The sequence below is a fragment of the Kitasatospora sp. NPDC058115 genome, from assembly GCF_042884635.1.
In the GTDB taxonomy this organism is placed as follows: Bacteria; Actinomycetota; Actinomycetes; order Streptomycetales; family Streptomycetaceae; genus Kitasatospora.
Window position 1 is genome coordinate 1 of record NZ_JBHVTL010000017.1, and the last position, 15,646, is coordinate 15,646.

The window sequence follows — 15,646 nt, forward strand, 5'->3', positions numbered from 1 at the left end:
GCCCGGTGTGTTTCACGTGAAACACACCGGGCCCCGGCCGTTCGCGGGAGCGGGCTCAGTCGCGCCGGTGCCGGCCACCGCCGGCCTGGACGGCCTCGCCGCCTTCGGCGGCCTGGGCGCCGCCGGCCTTCTTCTTCTTGCGCTCGCGCAGCACCTCGAAGATCATCGGCGAGATCGAGAGCAGCACGATCAGCAGCACCGCCGGGATCAGGTACTTGTCGATCACCGGGGCGAGCGCGTCGCCGAAGAAGTAGCCGATCAGCAGCATCGACTCGGTCCACAGCACGCCGCCGACCACGTTCCAGAGGAAGAAGGTCTTGGCCGGCATCTCCAGGGTGCCCGCGACCGGGTTCAGGAAGGTCCGGACGATCGGCATGAAGCGGGCGAGCACGACGGCCTTGCCGGGGCCGAAGCGGTTGAAGTACTCCTCGGCCTTCAGCACGTACTCGCGCTTGAAGATCTTCGACTCCGGCTTGTCGAACATCCTCGGTCCGACCTTCACACCGATCTGGTGCCCGAGCTGGGCGCCGGCGATCGCCGCGATCGGGGCCCCGATCAGCAGGGCCGCGATCGGCAGCCGCGCGTTGTCGCCGAGCACCGACGAGGCGGCGCTGGAGGAGGCCACGCCCGCGATGATGAGCAGCGAGTCACCCGGGAAGAAGAACCCGACCAGGAGGCCGGTCTCCGCGAAGATGATCGCGATCAGCCCGATGGCACCGAGGGACGAGATCAGTGATTTGGCGTCGAGCAGATTGACGGCCAGCTGGTTGTAGTCCACACGGCGCAGGATAGCGGGCCCGTCTTCACGAGGGCTTCGCCCCCGGGGCCGAGCGGGCGCTCATCCTTTCGTCGCACCCCTTCGTCCCACCCCGCTCCCACCTCCGCGGAGCGCCGTGCGCCCGCCGTCCCGACAGGCGGGCCGCATGGTGGAGCCGGTGGGCATTCTGGGAAGATGGCACCGGCGTCCGGCCCGCAGTGGCGAACACCCTCATCGCCGCACCGCGGCCGCTGCCTCGAACCTTGGTACCGGTCCGCCGCACCGCAGAGCCGCGCACCGGCCCCGGTACCCCGGAGTCGTCACAAGGCGTACACAGCGTCGGACAGCACCGTCCGTACGCCGCAACCCGACAGGAGCGGATTCGCATGCCCATCGCAACTCCCGAGGTCTACAACGAGATGCTGGACCGGGCCAAGGCGGGCAAGTTCGCCTACCCGGCGATCAACGTGACCTCGTCGCAGACCCTGCACGCCGCGCTCCGCGGCTTCGCCGAGGCCGAGAGTGACGGCATCATCCAGATCTCGACCGGCGGCGCGGAGTTCCTGGGCGGCCAGCACAACAAGGACATGGTGACCGGCGCCGTCGCGCTCGCCGAGTTCGCGCACATCGTCGCCGCCAAGTACGACGTCACCGTCGCGCTGCACACCGACCACTGCCCCAAGGACAAGCTGGACGGCTACGTCCGCCCGCTGCTGGCGGTCTCCGCCGAGCGCGTGGCCAAGGGCCGGAACCCGCTCTTCCAGTCGCACATGTGGGACGGCTCCGCCGAGACCCTGAGCGACAACCTGGCGATCGCCCAGGAGCTGCTCGCCCAGGCCGCCGCCGCCAAGATCATCCTTGAGGTCGAGATCACCCCGACCGGCGGCGAGGAGGACGGTGTCACGCACGAGATCAACGACGAGCTGTACACCACCGTCAACGACGCCGTCCGCACCGCCGAGGCGCTGGGCCTGGGCGAGAAGGGCCGCTACCTGCTGGCCGCCTCCTTCGGCAACGTGCACGGCGTGTACAAGCCCGGCAACGTCGTGCTGAAGCCGGAGCTGCTGCGCGAGCTGCAGGACGCGATCGGCAAGCAGTACGGCAAGACCGACCCGTTCGACTTCGTCTTCCACGGCGGCTCCGGCTCCACCACCGAGGAGATCGCCACCGCGCTGGAGAACGGCGTCGTGAAGATGAACCTGGACACCGACACCCAGTACGCGTTCACCCGCCCGGTCGCCGGCCACATGTTCGCCAACTACGACGGCGTGCTGAAGGTCGACGGCGAGGTCGGCAAGAAGAACACCTACGACCCCCGCACCTGGGGCAAGCTGGCCGAGGCCGGCATGGCCACCCGCGTGGCCGAGGCCGCGCAGCAGCTGCGCTCGGCCGGCAACCGCCTGAAGTAAGGCCCGCGCCCCGCGCGAGGTCCTGGGTCCGTGCCCCCCGGTGGTTCACTGGGGGGCATGACCATTCACGAGAACCTCCTCGGGGGTCCGCCCCCGACGCACCTGCCCGCCGAGCCCGCTCCGCTGGAGCTGCTGGCCGGCGGCGCCTCCCCGGCCGAGGTCGCGGCGAAGTTCCCGACCTCCTCGCTGGCCTGGGCCCAGCTCGCCGACGACGCCTTCGCGGCCGGCCGCGTCGTGGAGTCCTACGCCTACGCGCGCACCGGCTACCACCGCGGTCTGGACGCGCTGCGGCGCAGCGGCTGGAAGGGCCACGGCCCGGTGCCGTGGGAGCACGAGCCGAACCGCGGCTTCCTGCGGGCGCTGCACGCGCTCGGCCGGGCCGCCGCCGCGATCGAGGAGAAGGAGGAGGCGGAGCGCTGCACGCAGTTCCTGCGCGACAGCTCGCCGACCGCCGCCGCCACTCTGGGCTGACCCCCGGACCACCCGCTGACACCGCCCCCGGGGCCCGAACACGGGCATCGGGGGCGGTTTCTGTGCGTTCCGTGCATACCGGGTACGTGGACATTCACCACTCCGCCATGTCAGGGTGGGCCCGCGAGGGGGAGCGCACGTCAGTTCGAGGGTTCGCGGCCCCACCGGTCGACAGAGAGCCCCAGCGTGCCCGCACCCAGCCCCGCCCGCAGATCCCGCACCGCCGCCGGCCCCGCACGCCGGGCGACGGCCGCGACGCGCCCCCGGGCGGCGGCCTCCCGCCGCCGGCGTCCGCCGCGCCGCCGGATCGGGCCCGGCATGCTCGCCGCCCTGGTCACCTCGGTGGCGATCCTCGGCGGCACCGTCTTCGTGCTGAACCGCCCCGACGCGCTGCCCGGCGGCGACCGGACCGCCCAAGCCCGGGTCGCCCAGCCCGGGGGCGCCACCACGCCGCCGCCCGCCACCGCGACGCCGTCCGCGACCCCGCCGCCCCCGCCGCCGGCGGCGCCCGCCCCGGCCCCGACCCCGGCCTCCGCCGCCCCGACGTCCGCGCCCCCCTCCGCCACCCCGTCGCCGGGCGGCGCGGAGGGCGCCCCCGTCAAGGGGGCCGGCACCTTCACCGTCGCCCCGGGCTCCGCCGACCCGGTCGGCAAGGGCCGGATCCGGCGCTACCGGGTCGAGGTCGAGGACGGCATCGGCATCGACCCGGCGGCCTCCGCCCAGCAGATCCAGGGCATCCTGGCCGACCGGCGCGGCTGGACCAACGACCGGAAGAACGGCTTCCAGCGGGTCGCCGACGGCGCTTACGACTTCACCGTGAAGATCGCCTCCCCCGCCACCGTGGACCGGATCTGCGGCGCCGCCGGGCTCGACACCCACGGCGAGGTGAACTGCAACGTCGGCAGCCAGGTGCTGGTCAACGTCAAGCGCTGGACCACCGGCTCACCCCAGTTCGACGGCCCGATCGACGAGTACCGGGCCCTGGTGATCAACCACGAGGTCGGCCACCGGATCGGCCACGGCCACGAGACCTGCCCCGGCCCCGGCAAGCCCGCGCCCGCGATGATGCAGCAGATCTACGGGCTCAAGGGCTGCGCGCCCAACGCCTGGCCGTACGGCACCGACGGCGGCTACCTCAGCGGCCCCGCGGTCCCCTGAGCCGTCCCGCGCCGGGCCGGTGACCGGAACACACCCGCGACGCCTCCCCGGTCAGCCGAGCAGCGGCAGGTACGCCCGCAGGTCGCTGCGCTCGCCGCTCGCGGACACCGTCACGGCCTCGACCGCCGCCTCCCAGCCGGCCCGCCCGGTGGCCAGCCGGATCCAGGTCAGCGGGTCGGTCTCGACCACGTTCGGCGGGGTGCCCCGGGTGTGCCGGGGCCCCTCGACGGCCTGCACCACCGCGTACGGCGGCACCCGCAGCTCGACCGCGCCGCCGGGCACCCGCTCCGCGAAGGCGTCGGCGAGCATCCTGGTGACGGCGGCCACCGCCTGCCGGTCGTGCGGGAACGGCTCCGGGCCGAGCGCGTCGGCCAGGTCGTCGGCGTGCACCACCGTCTCGACCAGCCGGGTCACCAGGAACTCGGTGAGCGGCATCGGGCCGAAGCGCATCGCCACCGGCCGCACCGGGGCGGCGTCCGCCACGGCGGCCAGGGCGGCCAGGGCGGCGGCCACCGCGCGCTCGAAGCGGGCGGCCACCTGCCCGGGCGGGCCGGTGAACTCCTGTGCGGCGTACCCGGTCACATCGGTGTCGACCGCCTCGGCGACCGTCCCGGTCAGCTCGGTGAACCGGGACAGGGTGATCGGCGGCGCCGGCGGCACCGGGGCGTCCAGGTGCCCGGGCAGCCGCTCCAGCAGCAGGCCCAGATGGGCCACCAGCTCCCGCACCCGCCACTGCCCCAGCCGGGTCGGCCGTTCCAGTTCGGCGGCGGTCAGCCGGTGGACGGCCGCGCGCAGGGCCTCGATCTGCGCCACCAGCGCGGCGTGCACCGTGGCGGGCCGGTAGGTACGGGACTTGGCAGGCATGGCCCCCAACATACGCCCGGGGGCCGTCGGACGGCGGATCAGCCGAGCAGGGCCTCGATGACGCCGGTGTGGGCGTCCTTCAGCTCCGCCAGCGAGACGGTGAACTGGCCCTGGACGTCCAGGGCGTCACCGTCGACCACACCGATCCGGGTGGCCGGCAGGCCCCGCGCGGTGCACATGTCGTTGAACCGGAGCTCCTCGCTGCGCGGCACGGCCACCACGGCGCGGCCGGCCGACTCGGAGAACAGGAACACGAAGGGGTCCATGCCCTCGGGCACGACGATCCGCGCGCCCCGGCCGCCCTTGAGGCAGCTCTCCACCAGGGCCTGGCCCAGGCCGCCGTCGGACAGGTCGTGCGCGGCGTCGATCATGCCGTCGCGCGAACCGGAGATCAGGATCTCGCCGAGCAGCCGCTCGCGCTCCAGGTCGACCTCGGGCGGCAGGCCGCCCAGGTGCTCGTGGACCGCCTGCGACCAGGCCGAGCCGCCCAGCTCGTCCGCGGTGTCGCCGAGCAGGTAGAGCAGCTGCCCCTCCTCGGCGAAGGCCACCGGGGTGCGGCGGGTGACGTCGTCGATGACGCCGAGCACCGCGACCACCGGGGTCGGGTGGATGGCGACCTCGCCGGTCTGGTTGTACAGCGAGACGTTTCCGCCGGTCACCGGGGTGCCCAGGGTCAGGCAGGCGTCGGCCAGACCGCGGGTCGCCTCGGCGAACTGCCACATCACGTCCGGGTCCTCGGGGGAGCCGAAGTTGAGGCAGTCCGAGACGGCGAGCGGCTTGGCACCGCCGGCCGCGACGTTGCGGTACGCCTCGGCGAGGGCCAGCTGGGCACCGGTGTACGGGTCCAGCTTGGTGTAGCGGCCATTGCCGTCGGTGGCGACCGAGACGCCGAGGTTGGTCTCGTCGTCGATCCGGATCATGCCCGAGTCCTCGCCGTGCGAGAGCACGGTGTTGCCGAGCACGTACCGGTCGTACTGGTCGGTGATCCAGGACTTGGAGGCCTGGTTCGGGTGCGAGGCGACCTTCAGCAGGTCGGCCTTCAGGCCCTCACCGGTGGCCGGGCGGGCCAGCCGCTCGGCGGTCGGGGCGTCGGCCTGCAGCGCGTCCTGCCAGCTCGGGCGGGCGAACGGGCGCTGGTAGGTCGGGCCCTCGTGGGCGACGGTGCGCGGCGGCACGTCCACGACGAGGTCGCCGTGCCAGTAGATCTCCAGCCGCTCGCCGTCGGTGACCTCACCGATGACGTTCGCGATGACGTCCCACTTCTCGCAGATCTCCAGGAAGCGGGCGACCTTCTCCGGCTCGACGATGGCGCACATGCGCTCCTGCGACTCGCTCATGAGGATCTCCTCCGGCGAGAGCGTGTGGTCGCGCAGGTGCACGGTGTCGAGGTCGATCCGCATGCCGCCGGAGCCGGCCGAGGCCAGCTCGGAGGTGGCGCAGGAGAGCCCGGCGCCGCCGAGGTCCTGGATGCCCTTGACGAGCTTCTCGCGGAAGATCTCCAGGGTGCACTCGATGAGGAGCTTCTCCTGGAACGGGTCGCCGACCTGGACCGCCGGGCGCTTGGCCGGCTTGCTGTCGTCGAAGGTCTCGGAGGCGAGCACCGAGACGCCGCCGATGCCGTCGCCGCCGGTGCGGGCACCGTAGAGGATGACCTTGTTGCCGGCGCCGGAGGCCTGCGCGAGGTGGATGTCCTCATGCTTCATGACGCCCACGCACAGCGCGTTGACCAGCGGGTTGCCCTGGTAGCAGGAGTCGAAGACGACCTCGCCGCCGATGTTCGGCAGGCCCAGGCAGTTGCCGTAGCCGCCGATGCCCGCGACGATCCCGGGCAGCACGCGCCGGGTGTCGGGGTGGTCGGCCGCCCCGAACCGCAGCGGGTCCATCACGGCGACCGGGCGGGCGCCCATCGCCAGGATGTCGCGGACGATGCCGCCGATGCCGGTGGCCGCGCCCTGGTAGGGCTCGATGTACGACGGGTGGTTGTGCGACTCGACCTTGAAGGTGACCGCGTAACCCTGGCCGACGTCGACCACACCGGCGTTCTCGCCGATGCCGACGAGCATCGCGTCCGTCTCGGGCTTCTTCTCGCCGAACTGCTTCAGGTGGACCTTGGAGCTCTTGTACGAACAGTGCTCCGACCACATGACCGAGTACATCGCGAGTTCCGCGCCGGTCGGGCGGCGGCCGAGAATCTCCCGGATGCGCGCGTACTCGTCCTGCTTGAGGCCGAGTTCGGCCCACGGCTGGGCGGCGTCCGGGGTCTGCTCGGCGTTCTTGACGGTGTCGAGGCTCATCAGGCGTTCACCAGCTGCTTCAGGACGGACGTGAAGAAGCCCAGGCCCTCGGTGGTGGGACCGGTGAGCGGCTCCACGGCGTGCTCGGGGTGCGGCATCAGGCCGACGACATTGCCGGCGGCGTTGGTGATGCCGGCGATGTCGCGGTACGAACCGTTGGGGTTGACGTCGAGGTAACGGGCGACCACCCGGCCCTCGGCCTCCAGCTCGTCGAGGACGTGCTCGTCGGCGACGAAGCGGCCCTCACCGTTCTTCAGCGGGACGACGATTTCCTGGCCGGCCGCGTAATCGCGGGTCCAGGCGGTGCCACTGTTCTCGATCCGCAGCTTCTGGTCGCGGCAGACGAAGTGCAGCGAGTCGTTGCGGGTGAGCGCGCCGGGCAGCAGGTGCGATTCGCACAGCACCTGGAAGCCGTTGCAGATACCGAGAACCGGCATTCCCGCCCTGGCCTGCTCGATGACGGTCTCCATCACCGGCGAGAAGCGGGAGATCGCGCCGCAGCGCAGATAGTCGCCGTAACTGAATCCGCCCGGCAGGACGACCGCGTCGACCTGGTGGAGATCCTTGTCACGGTGCCACAGCGCGACCGGCTCGGCGCCGGCGAGGCGGACCGCGCGCTGGGCGTCGCGGTCGTCGAGGGAGCCGGGGAAAGTGACGACGCCGACGCGGGTGGTCACTTGCCCTCCTCCTCGACGCGGACCGTGAAGTCCTCGATCACGGTGTTGGCGAGAAAGGTCTCGGCGGCTTCGCGGATACGGGCGAGCGCGGCGTCATCGACCGGGCCCTCCAGCTCCAGCTCGAAACGCTTGCCCTGGCGGACGTCGGCGATCCCGGTGAATCCGAGACGGGGCAGTGCGCGCTGCACCGCCTGTCCCTGGGGGTCGAGGATCTCCGGCTTGAGCATGACGTCGACTACGACGCGTGCCACTGGCACTCCCGGTGGTGTCTTCGTGAGGCGGGGGAACTCCAGACTACCGGGGGTTTCGGGCAGGATTGCTGGCCGGGCGTAGTGACGCGCGTAGACCCACGACCCTTACGCCGCAAGGCCCGCGTCCCCCCGGGACCCCCCGCCGTACGCCCCTTTTCGCCGGATTCCGCGGCCCCCGCGGGAACGGCCGAAGAGCACCCGAATACCGGCACTCCGGACAGATCGGCCAGCCGGGTGCACCCGGTATCCGGCGCCCCGGCGAAGACACGTGAATATCCGGAAAAGAAAGCCGGACTCTTCGATTTCTCCCCGCTTCGGGTGCAGAATAGGGCCACCTGCCGCGGCGAGTGCTGCGTATCCGGCACGGCCATCCGGCCTGCCCGTATGCACCCGCGCGATAGGTGCACATCAGGCCCGGGGGCGCGCCCGCGTCCTTGTCGGCCGAATTGCCCGAGAGGATTGACACCCATGGCTCAGCGTGTAGTTGTCACGCTCTCCGACGACCTGGACGGCGGCGCCGCCGCGGAAACGGTCCACTTCGGCGTGGACGGGAAGTCGTACGAGATCGATTTGTCCGTGGACAACGCGGAAAAGCTGCGGGAGGCCCTCGCCCCGTTCGTCGCCGCCGGCCGCCGCCAGAGCCGCACCGGGAAGTCCTTCCGGCGCACCGCCCTCACCCCGGACCCGGCCGCCGTGCGCGCCTGGGCCCAGTCCCGCGGCATGGAGCTGCCGGCCCGCGGCCGGATCCCGAAGCACGTGTACGAGGCGTTCGCCGAGGCGAACTGAACACCCGCGGGCACCGGTCGTCCCGCCCGCGCCCGAGCGGCGGGACGACCACCCCTTCGGATGCTGTAGAGTATTCCTCGTCGCCGCAACGGAGAGATCCGGGAAGGCGGCCGGTGCCCCACCAGGCACCGTGCGGACGTGGCTCAGTTGGTAGAGCATCACCTTGCCAAGGTGAGGGTCGCGAGTTCGAATCTCGTCGTCCGCTCGCAGTGCGCGAGCACAGCACAATTGCATAGTTCCACCCTGCGGACGTGGCTCAGTTGGTAGAGCATCACCTTGCCAAGGTGAGGGTCGCGAGTTCGAATCTCGTCGTCCGCTCCAGTACGAAGGGCCCTCTCGATCGAGAGGGCCCTTCGGCGTTTTCCCCTCCCGCCCCATGACATTTGTCATCGCGGACCCGTGGATCCGCACCGGGTTCTCATGAGGCCGCGCACTGCCCCCGGCCGCCCGGCGACGGGAGGCTTGAGGCATGGAAACGAGCCAGCCCCACCGCACCGGCGACGACGTGATCGAGGTCACCGGCCTGCACCGCCACTACGGCACCGGCAGCAGCCGCTACCACGCCGTCCGCGGCGTCGACCTGACCGTCGGCCGCGGTGAGCTCTTCGCCCTGCTGGGCACCAACGGGGCCGGCAAGACCTCCACCATGGAGCTGATCGAGGGCCTCGCCGCCCCGACCGACGGCCGGGTCCGGGTGCTCGGCCGCGACCCGTACCGCGAGCGCGCCGCCGTCCGCTCCCGGATCGGCATCATGCTCCAGGAGGGCGGCTTCCCCGGCGACCTCACCGTCGCCGAGACCGGCCGGGCCTGGGCCGGCGCCACCAGCCACGCCCGCCCGCTGGACGAGGCCCTGGAGCTGGTCGACCTCGGCCACCGCCGCGACGTCCGGGTCAAGCAGCTCTCCGGCGGCGAGCGCCGCCGCCTCGACCTCGCGATGGCCCTGCTCGGCCGGCCCGAGGTGCTGTTCCTGGACGAGCCGAGCACCGGCCTCGACCCGGAGGCCCGCGCCGCCGTCTGGCGGCTGGTCCGCGAGCTGCGCGCCCAGGGCACCACGGTGCTGCTCACCACGCACTACCTGGAGGAGGCCGAGGAGCTCGCCGACCGGCTGGCGATCATGCACGGCGGCCGGATCGTCGCCGCCGGCACGGTGGCCGAGGTGATCGCCGGGCGGCCGTCGCAGATCTCCTTCGAGCTGCCCGAGTTCACCGGCGTCTCGATCCCGCCGCTGGCCGGGGCCACCGTCACCGCCGACGGCCGCAAGGTCACCGTCCGCACGCCGCACCTCCAGGCGACGCTGACCGACCTGCTCGGCTGGGCCGGCCACCACGGCATCGCCCTCGGCGCCCTCGACGCCCGCAGCGCCTCGCTGGAGCAGGCCTTCCTGGCCATCGCCGCCGAGGCCGCCCACCAGCCCCCGGCCGACTCCCCCGCCGCTCCCCCCGCCCGCCGCAAGCTGATCGGACTCGCCCGATGACCACCGCCACCGCCACCGCCACCACCACCGGGCCGAAGAGCACCACCGTCCGCCGGCTGCTCGCCCTGGGCCGGGCCGAGGGCATCCTGCTGCTGCGCAACCGGACCGCCCTGTTCACCGCCGTGCTGCTGCCGCTCCTCCTGATCTTCGGCCTGCAGAACGTGCTCACCCAGCAGGCCGAGGGCAACCCCGGCCTCGACGTCGACTCGCTGCTGGTCAACGGCGCGGTCGGGATGGTGCTGGCGTTCGTCGTCTACTACAACCTCACCGCCGCCTACGTGGCCCGCCGCGGCGAGCTGGTGCTCAAGCGGCTGCGCACCGGCGAGGCCCGGGACCTGGAGATCCTGGCCGGCACCGCCGTCCCCTCGGTCGGCCTGGCCCTGGTGATGTGCACCGTGATCGGCGTCGTCGGCGCCACCGCCCTGGACCTCACCGCCCCGGCCAACCCGGTCCTGCTGGCCGTCGGCCTGGCCCTGGTCGTCGCGACCCTGATGGCGCTGGCCGCCGTCTCCAGCGCCTTCACCCGCACCGTGGAGAGCTCCGGCATCACCACCATGCCGGTCCTGCTGCTCACCCAGTTCGGCTCCGGCCTGTTCATCCCGCTGGAGGTCATGCCCGACCGGCTCGCCGACATCTGCCGGCTGCTGCCCACCACCCCGGCCTTCCAGCTGGTCCGGGTCGGCTGGTTCGGCACCGACGGTTCCGCCGCCCCGACCGGCTTCGCCGGCACCTGGGCCACCGCCGCCCCGCACCTGGTCACCGGCTCCATCTGGCTCGCCCTCGCGGTCTGGGGCGCCGTCCGCTACTTCCGCTGGGAGCCGCGCCGCTGACCCGGCCCCGGGCCGCCCGCACGGGCGGCCCGGTTCTTTTCGAACCTAAGGTCCACACCCCTGCTCCACCTCTGATAGGAAGGCAGCAGCACGATCATGATCGAACGGGGAGCAGGACAGATGGGCGTCGCGAATCCGGTGCGCGCGTGGAAGAGCTCCTCCAAGCCCCAGCGCTCGGAGCTCTACCTCCGCTGGTCGCTCTACCTGATGGCGCTCGCCCCGCTGCCGATCGGACTGCTGATCAACCTGTCCGACCCGGACTACCGGACCCACCCGGCCGCCCGGGTCGCCCTGCTGCTCGGATTCGCGCAGACCCTGGTCACCCTGCGGGCCTACCGCACCTCGCTGGACCACTACCTGAAGCGGCCCACCGACCACCTGCGCTGGCTCGCCCTCGCCGGCGGCGTCGCGGTGGCCGGCAGCTGGGCGGTGCTGCTGCTCGGCCCCCGGGTCGGCGCGGCCTCCGGCACGGAGTCCGTGGTCTTCACCCTCCCGGTCACCACCACCATCCTGTTCTCCGCCTTCGGTCCGGCCTCGGTCGGGCTGCCCCCGCGCCGGGCCGCCCTCGCCGGGGCCGCCGGCCTGCTGGCCGTCCTCCCCGCGATGCTGCTGACCGGCGCCACCCCGGGGACGTGCCTGGGGCTCCTGACCGGCTGCGCGCTGGTGATGTTCTTCATCGGGTGCAGCTGCCGCAGCTTCGCCTGGCTCCAGTCGGTGGTCTGGGAGCTGGACGCCGCCCGCGAGGCGCAGTCCCGGCTGGCCGTCGCCGAGGAGCGGCTGCGGTTCTCCCGCGACCTGCACGACGTGATGGGCCGCAACCTCACCACCATCGCCCTGAAGAGCGAGCTGGCCGTCCAGCTGGCCCGGCGCGGCCGTCCGGAGGCCGCCGACCAGATGGCCGAGGTGCAGCAGATCGCCCAGGAGTCCCAGCGCGAGGTCCGCGACGTGGTCCGCGGCTACCGCACGGCGGACCTCCACGCGGAGGCGATCGGCGCCCGCGCGGTGCTCCGCTCCGCGGACGTGGCCTGCGAGATCGACCTCGGCGAGGACGCCGACCGGCTGCCGGCGCAGGTCCAGTCGGTGCTCGGCTGGGTGATCCGCGAGGCCACCACCAACGTCCTGCGGCACAGCGAGGCGGCCCGCTGCGCGATCCGGCTGCGCAAGGAGGACGGCCGGGCGGTGCTGGAGCTGGAGAATGACGGGGTGCCGGCCGTGCCGCTGCCCTCCCAGGGCAGCGGCACCGGCCTGCGCGGACTGCGCGAGCGGCTCGCCGCCCACGACGGCGAGCTGACCCTCCCGCAGGCCGCACCCGGCAGCTTCCGGCTGCTCGCCAGCGTCCCGCTCTGAGAACCGCCGTACGGAAGGCCCCGCCGATGACCGACACCGCGCCCGTCCGCGTCCTGCTCGCCGACGACGAGCACCTGATCCGCGGCGCGCTGGCCGCGCTGCTCGCGCTGGAGGAGGACATCGCGGTGGTCGCCCAGGCCGCCTCCGGCCCGGAGGCGGTGGCGATGGCCCAGGCGCACCGGCCGGACATCGCGGTGCTCGACCTGCAGATGCCCGGCCTGGACGGCATCGAGGTGGCCACCAGCCTGCGCGCGCTGCTGCCGGACTGCCGCTGCATGATCGTCACCGGCCACGGCCGCCCGGGGTACCTGAAGCGGGCGCTGGAGGTGGGCGTCCGGGGCTTCCTGCCGAAGACCGTCTCGGCGGCCGACCTCGCCGGGATCATCCGGACCGTGCGGGCCGGCGGCCGGTACGTGGACCCGGAGCTGGCGGCGGACGCGATCGCCGCCGGGGAGAGCCCGCTGACCCCGCGTGAGACGGACGTGCTGGAGCTCGCCGCGGACGGCACCTCGGTCGCCGAGATCGCCGAGCGGGCCGCGCTCTCCCAGGGCACCGTCCGCAACTACCTGTCCGCGGCCGCGGCCAAGCTGGGCGCGGAGAACCGGCACGCGGCGGTGCGGATCGCCCGCGAACACGGCTGGATCTGACCGCCGGGTCCGCGGGCGCTCCGCCGGGGCCTCAGGCCCAGCTGAGGCCGGTCAGCCGCTCGTAGGCCTCGACGTACTTGGCGCGGACCCGCTCGGTCACCTCGGCGGGCAGCTGCGGCGGCGGCTGCTCGCTGCGGCGGTCCCAGCCGGAGGCCGGGGAGGTCAGCCAGTCGCGGACGATCTGCTTGTCGAAGGACGGCTGCGGACGGCCCGGCTCCCAGGCGTCGGCCGGCCAGAAGCGCGAGGAGTCCGGGGTCAGCACCTCGTCGCCGATCACCAGCTCGCCGTCCAGCAGACCGAACTCGAACTTGGTGTCGGCCAGGATGATGCCGCGCTCGCGGGCGATGTCCCGGGCCCGGGAGTAGACGGCCAGGGTGGTCTGGCGCAGCTGGGCGGCCAGCTCCGCGCCGATCCGGCGGGCGGTCTCCTCGTAGGGGACGTTCTCGTCGTGCTCGCCGACCTCGGCCTTGAGCGCCGGGGTGTAGATCGGGGCGGGCAGCTCGGAGCCGTCGTCCAGGCCCTCGGGCAGGGCGATCCCGCAGACGGTGCGGGAGGCGCGGTACTCCTCCAGGCCGGAGCCGGCGAGGTAACCGCGGGCCACGCACTCCACCGGGACCATGTCCAGGCTGCGGCAGACCAGGGTGCGGCCCTTCCAGTCGGCCGGGGCGCCGGCCGGGACCTCGGTGGAGATCACGTGGTTGGGCACGATGTCCGCGATCCGCTCGAACCACCACAGCGAGAGCTGGGTGAGGATCCGGCCCTTGTCCGGGATCTCGTTGGGCAGCACCCAGTCGTAGGCGGAGGTGCGGTCGCTGGCGACCATCACGAGGTCACCCGACTCGGTGCGGTACAGGTCGCGCACCTTGCCGGTGTGCAGGTGGACCAGGCCGGGCACCTGGACCGGCTCGGGCTTGGTGACAAATCCGCTCAAGGTCGTCTCAGTCCTCAGGGGTCGTTCGCGGGCGGTGCGGCGCGAAAGGGGAGGTCACTGGGGTCGAGTCTGTCATGACCACCCGCGCGCGCCGGTCCGAGGGCCGTTCAGCCGTTCTTGCAGAGGCGGTCCAGCAGGTTGGCGGTGGCGCGCTGGATCCGCTCGTCGGTGTGGCCGGGGCGGTCCAGCGCGGGCGACCAGGCGAAGGTGCCGGCGGCGAACACGTGGGCGCCGCTGGGCGCCCGGTAGAGCGAGGTCTCCTGGTAGCGGGTGCGCCCGGCCGGGTCCTGGTACGGGGAGTGGGCGAGCAGCACCCGCTCGGTGTGCCCGGGCAGGGCGACCTTGGGGAAGTAGCGGTCCGCCTCGCCGGCCACCAGTCCGGGCAGGCCGTCGCCCTCCTGGAGGCCGGTGCCGGCCCAGAACCAGTGCGCGGTGTGCCGGGCGACCAGCGGGACGGCGGTGGCGACCCGGCCGGAGTACTGGAGGCCGAGCAGGTGCTGCTCCGGCTCGCCCGCGTCGCGCCACAGCGCGCTGGCGGCGCCGGGCGCCCCGGCGGCCGGGTTGTCGGGACGGACCTTCTGGCGCTTGCGGCAGTTGAGCATCCGGTTGGGCTCGCCGGACGGTCCCGGGCTCAGTTCGACCCGCCAGTACATGGTGTTGGCGGAGAGGAAGACCAGCGAGGTGCCGCCGTCCCTGGCCCCCTCGACGGCGCGGCGCATCGGCTCGGACCAGTACTCGTCGTGGCCGGGGAAGACCAGTGCCCGGTGCCGGGAGGCGTCGACCAGTCCGGCGTGCAGGTCGGTGGCGGTGGCGTAGGAGAGGTCGTAGCCGTAGCGCTCGGCCCAGCGGATGAAGTCGTAGGCGTGGCCGACGTGCAGCGGGAGCCCGGCGGTGGCGTGCGGGCGGTCGAAGGAGACGGTGACGGCCGCCTCGGTCTCGCCGACCAGCAGGCCGCCGTCCCAGGCGTGGTAGAGGCTGGCGCCGCTGCGGCCGTCCTCGGGGAAGAGGTTGTACGCCTGCCAGGTGACGTCGGGGACCACCAGCAGCAGTTCGGCGGCGCGGGCGTGGTCGTCGAGGTCGCGGACGGTGAAGGGGATGTGGCTGCGGTGCAGCATGTCGGCGGTGGTGAGCACGGCGACGTACGCGCCGGGCCGCCAGTGCCGGGGGATCTGCAGCCGCCAGGTGTGCCACCAGTGGTGGCAGGAGACGGTCCGGCCGGCCACCATCGGGGCGGGCTGGACCATGCCGGCGATCAGCGGGCTCGACGTCATGTGGTGGGCGCCGTCACCCGCGTAGTGGCCGATCCGGTAGACGTCGACGGTGAACTCGCGGGGCGGGTTGACGGTGACCCGCAGGTCCACCGAGCCGCCGGGGCGCACCACGCCGGCCGAGGCGAAGCCCTTGATCTGCTGTTCCTCGTCGTTGGCGCTCAGCGGGGTGCCGACCGGGGGCTTGCCGCGCACCCCGGCGGCGAGCGGGCGCTGCCCGGGGGCGTCCACCGAGACGTACCAGGGGACGTCGCCCTCGGTACCGGCGAGGTACTGGTCCGGGCTGCGCAGCCAGGGCAGCGGGCCCTGGCCGAAGGGGTCGGAGACGCTGTGCGCGTGCGTCCCGGACTCCCAGCGGCGGTTGACTTCGGTCCCCACGCGCGCCCCTCCCAGGTGCACCTCCGCCGGGCCGGCATGTGCCTCCCGCATGTGCGTGCGGACAAATACACCACACCGTGCTGGCGCTGCGTCACCCTACGGTA

Annotated in this window: 15 protein-coding genes and 2 tRNA genes; 10 read left to right on the top strand and 7 right to left on the bottom strand. The window is 73.0% G+C overall.

Annotated features, from left to right (window positions below; all coding sequences use genetic code 11):
- Positions 1-55 precede the first annotated feature (55 nt).
- On the bottom strand, positions 56-778 hold the full coding sequence (locus tag ACFVVL_RS19115) for a DedA family protein (RefSeq protein ID WP_380298395.1): 723 nt from the start codon (positions 776-778) through the stop codon (positions 56-58).
- A gap of 365 nt (positions 779-1,143) precedes the next feature.
- Here ACFVVL_RS19115 and fbaA point away from each other — a divergent pair, with 365 nt between their 5' ends.
- From fbaA to ACFVVL_RS19130, 3 genes are all read left to right on the top strand, one after another.
- Complete coding sequence (gene fbaA / locus ACFVVL_RS19120) at positions 1,144-2,166, top strand: class II fructose-bisphosphate aldolase (RefSeq protein ID WP_380298393.1); 1,023 nt, start codon at positions 1,144-1,146, stop codon at positions 2,164-2,166.
- 57 nt (positions 2,167-2,223) lie between these two features.
- Positions 2,224-2,637: a DUF3151 domain-containing protein gene (locus ACFVVL_RS19125; protein WP_350559147.1), complete on the top strand. Its 414-nt coding sequence runs from the start codon at positions 2,224-2,226 to the stop codon at positions 2,635-2,637.
- A 186-nt stretch (positions 2,638-2,823) separates the two neighbouring features.
- A complete protein-coding gene (locus tag ACFVVL_RS19130) occupies positions 2,824-3,795 on the top strand; it encodes a DUF3152 domain-containing protein (protein ID WP_387676682.1) in 972 nt (323 codons plus the stop codon).
- Positions 3,796-3,846: 51 nt separating this feature from the next.
- Here the strand turns inward: ACFVVL_RS19130 and ACFVVL_RS19135 are convergent, their stop codons facing one another.
- Genes ACFVVL_RS19135 through purS form a run of 4 tightly spaced genes read right to left on the bottom strand, consistent with a single transcriptional unit; the run spans position 3,847 to position 7,881 of the window.
- Complete coding sequence (locus ACFVVL_RS19135; protein WP_387676685.1) at positions 3,847-4,659, bottom strand: sterol carrier family protein; 813 nt, start codon at positions 4,657-4,659, stop codon at positions 3,847-3,849.
- 38 nt (positions 4,660-4,697) lie between these two features.
- Positions 4,698-6,953 (bottom strand): phosphoribosylformylglycinamidine synthase subunit PurL, encoded by a 2,256-nt coding sequence (purL, locus tag ACFVVL_RS19140; RefSeq protein WP_380295043.1) that lies wholly within the window; start codon positions 6,951-6,953, stop codon positions 4,698-4,700.
- Positions 6,953-7,630, bottom strand: a complete 678-nt coding sequence (gene purQ, locus ACFVVL_RS19145) for a phosphoribosylformylglycinamidine synthase subunit PurQ (RefSeq protein ID WP_380295045.1) — start codon at positions 7,628-7,630, stop codon at positions 6,953-6,955. Before purQ ends, purL begins: the two co-directional genes overlap by 1 nt.
- Complete coding sequence (gene purS, locus ACFVVL_RS19150) at positions 7,627-7,881, bottom strand: phosphoribosylformylglycinamidine synthase subunit PurS (protein WP_030304493.1); 255 nt, start codon at positions 7,879-7,881, stop codon at positions 7,627-7,629. The genes purQ and purS overlap by 4 nt, the downstream gene beginning before the upstream one ends.
- A 468-nt stretch (positions 7,882-8,349) precedes the next feature.
- Here purS and ACFVVL_RS19155 point away from each other — a divergent pair, with 468 nt between their 5' ends.
- The 7 genes from ACFVVL_RS19155 to ACFVVL_RS19185 all read left to right on the top strand — a co-directional run bounded on the left by ACFVVL_RS19155 (position 8,350) and on the right by ACFVVL_RS19185 (position 12,965).
- Entirely contained in the window at positions 8,350-8,667 is a 318-nt protein-coding gene (locus tag ACFVVL_RS19155) for an Lsr2 family protein (RefSeq protein ID WP_030304494.1), read from the top strand.
- A 132-nt stretch (positions 8,668-8,799) separates the two neighbouring features.
- A tRNA-Gly gene (locus tag ACFVVL_RS19160) sits at positions 8,800-8,872 on the top strand.
- A 40-nt stretch (positions 8,873-8,912) separates the two neighbouring features.
- Positions 8,913-8,988 (top strand) — tRNA-Gly (locus ACFVVL_RS19165).
- 148 nt (positions 8,989-9,136) lie between these two features.
- Positions 9,137-10,141, top strand: a complete 1,005-nt coding sequence (locus ACFVVL_RS19170) for an ABC transporter ATP-binding protein (protein ID WP_387676690.1) — start codon at positions 9,137-9,139, stop codon at positions 10,139-10,141.
- Positions 10,138-10,971: an ABC transporter permease gene (locus ACFVVL_RS19175; RefSeq protein WP_387676693.1), complete on the top strand. Its 834-nt coding sequence runs from the start codon at positions 10,138-10,140 to the stop codon at positions 10,969-10,971. The genes ACFVVL_RS19170 and ACFVVL_RS19175 overlap by 4 nt, the downstream gene beginning before the upstream one ends.
- A gap of 120 nt (positions 10,972-11,091) precedes the next feature.
- Complete coding sequence (locus ACFVVL_RS19180; protein WP_387676696.1) at positions 11,092-12,318, top strand: sensor histidine kinase; 1,227 nt, start codon at positions 11,092-11,094, stop codon at positions 12,316-12,318.
- A gap of 26 nt (positions 12,319-12,344) precedes the next feature.
- The gene (locus ACFVVL_RS19185) at positions 12,345-12,965 is read left to right on the top strand and encodes a response regulator (protein ID WP_380295053.1); all 621 of its coding nucleotides are present in this window, start codon (positions 12,345-12,347) and stop codon (positions 12,963-12,965) included.
- A 31-nt stretch (positions 12,966-12,996) separates the two neighbouring features.
- Here ACFVVL_RS19185 and ACFVVL_RS19190 read toward each other — a convergent pair whose 3' ends face one another.
- Both ACFVVL_RS19190 and ACFVVL_RS19195 read right to left on the bottom strand, forming a co-directional pair.
- Positions 12,997-13,896 (bottom strand): phosphoribosylaminoimidazolesuccinocarboxamide synthase, encoded by a 900-nt coding sequence (locus ACFVVL_RS19190; protein ID WP_380295056.1) that lies wholly within the window; start codon positions 13,894-13,896, stop codon positions 12,997-12,999.
- A 107-nt stretch (positions 13,897-14,003) separates the two neighbouring features.
- Positions 14,004-15,542: a N,N-dimethylformamidase beta subunit family domain-containing protein gene (locus tag ACFVVL_RS19195; protein WP_380295058.1), complete on the bottom strand. Its 1,539-nt coding sequence runs from the start codon at positions 15,540-15,542 to the stop codon at positions 14,004-14,006.
- Positions 15,543-15,646: the final 104 nt, after the last annotated feature.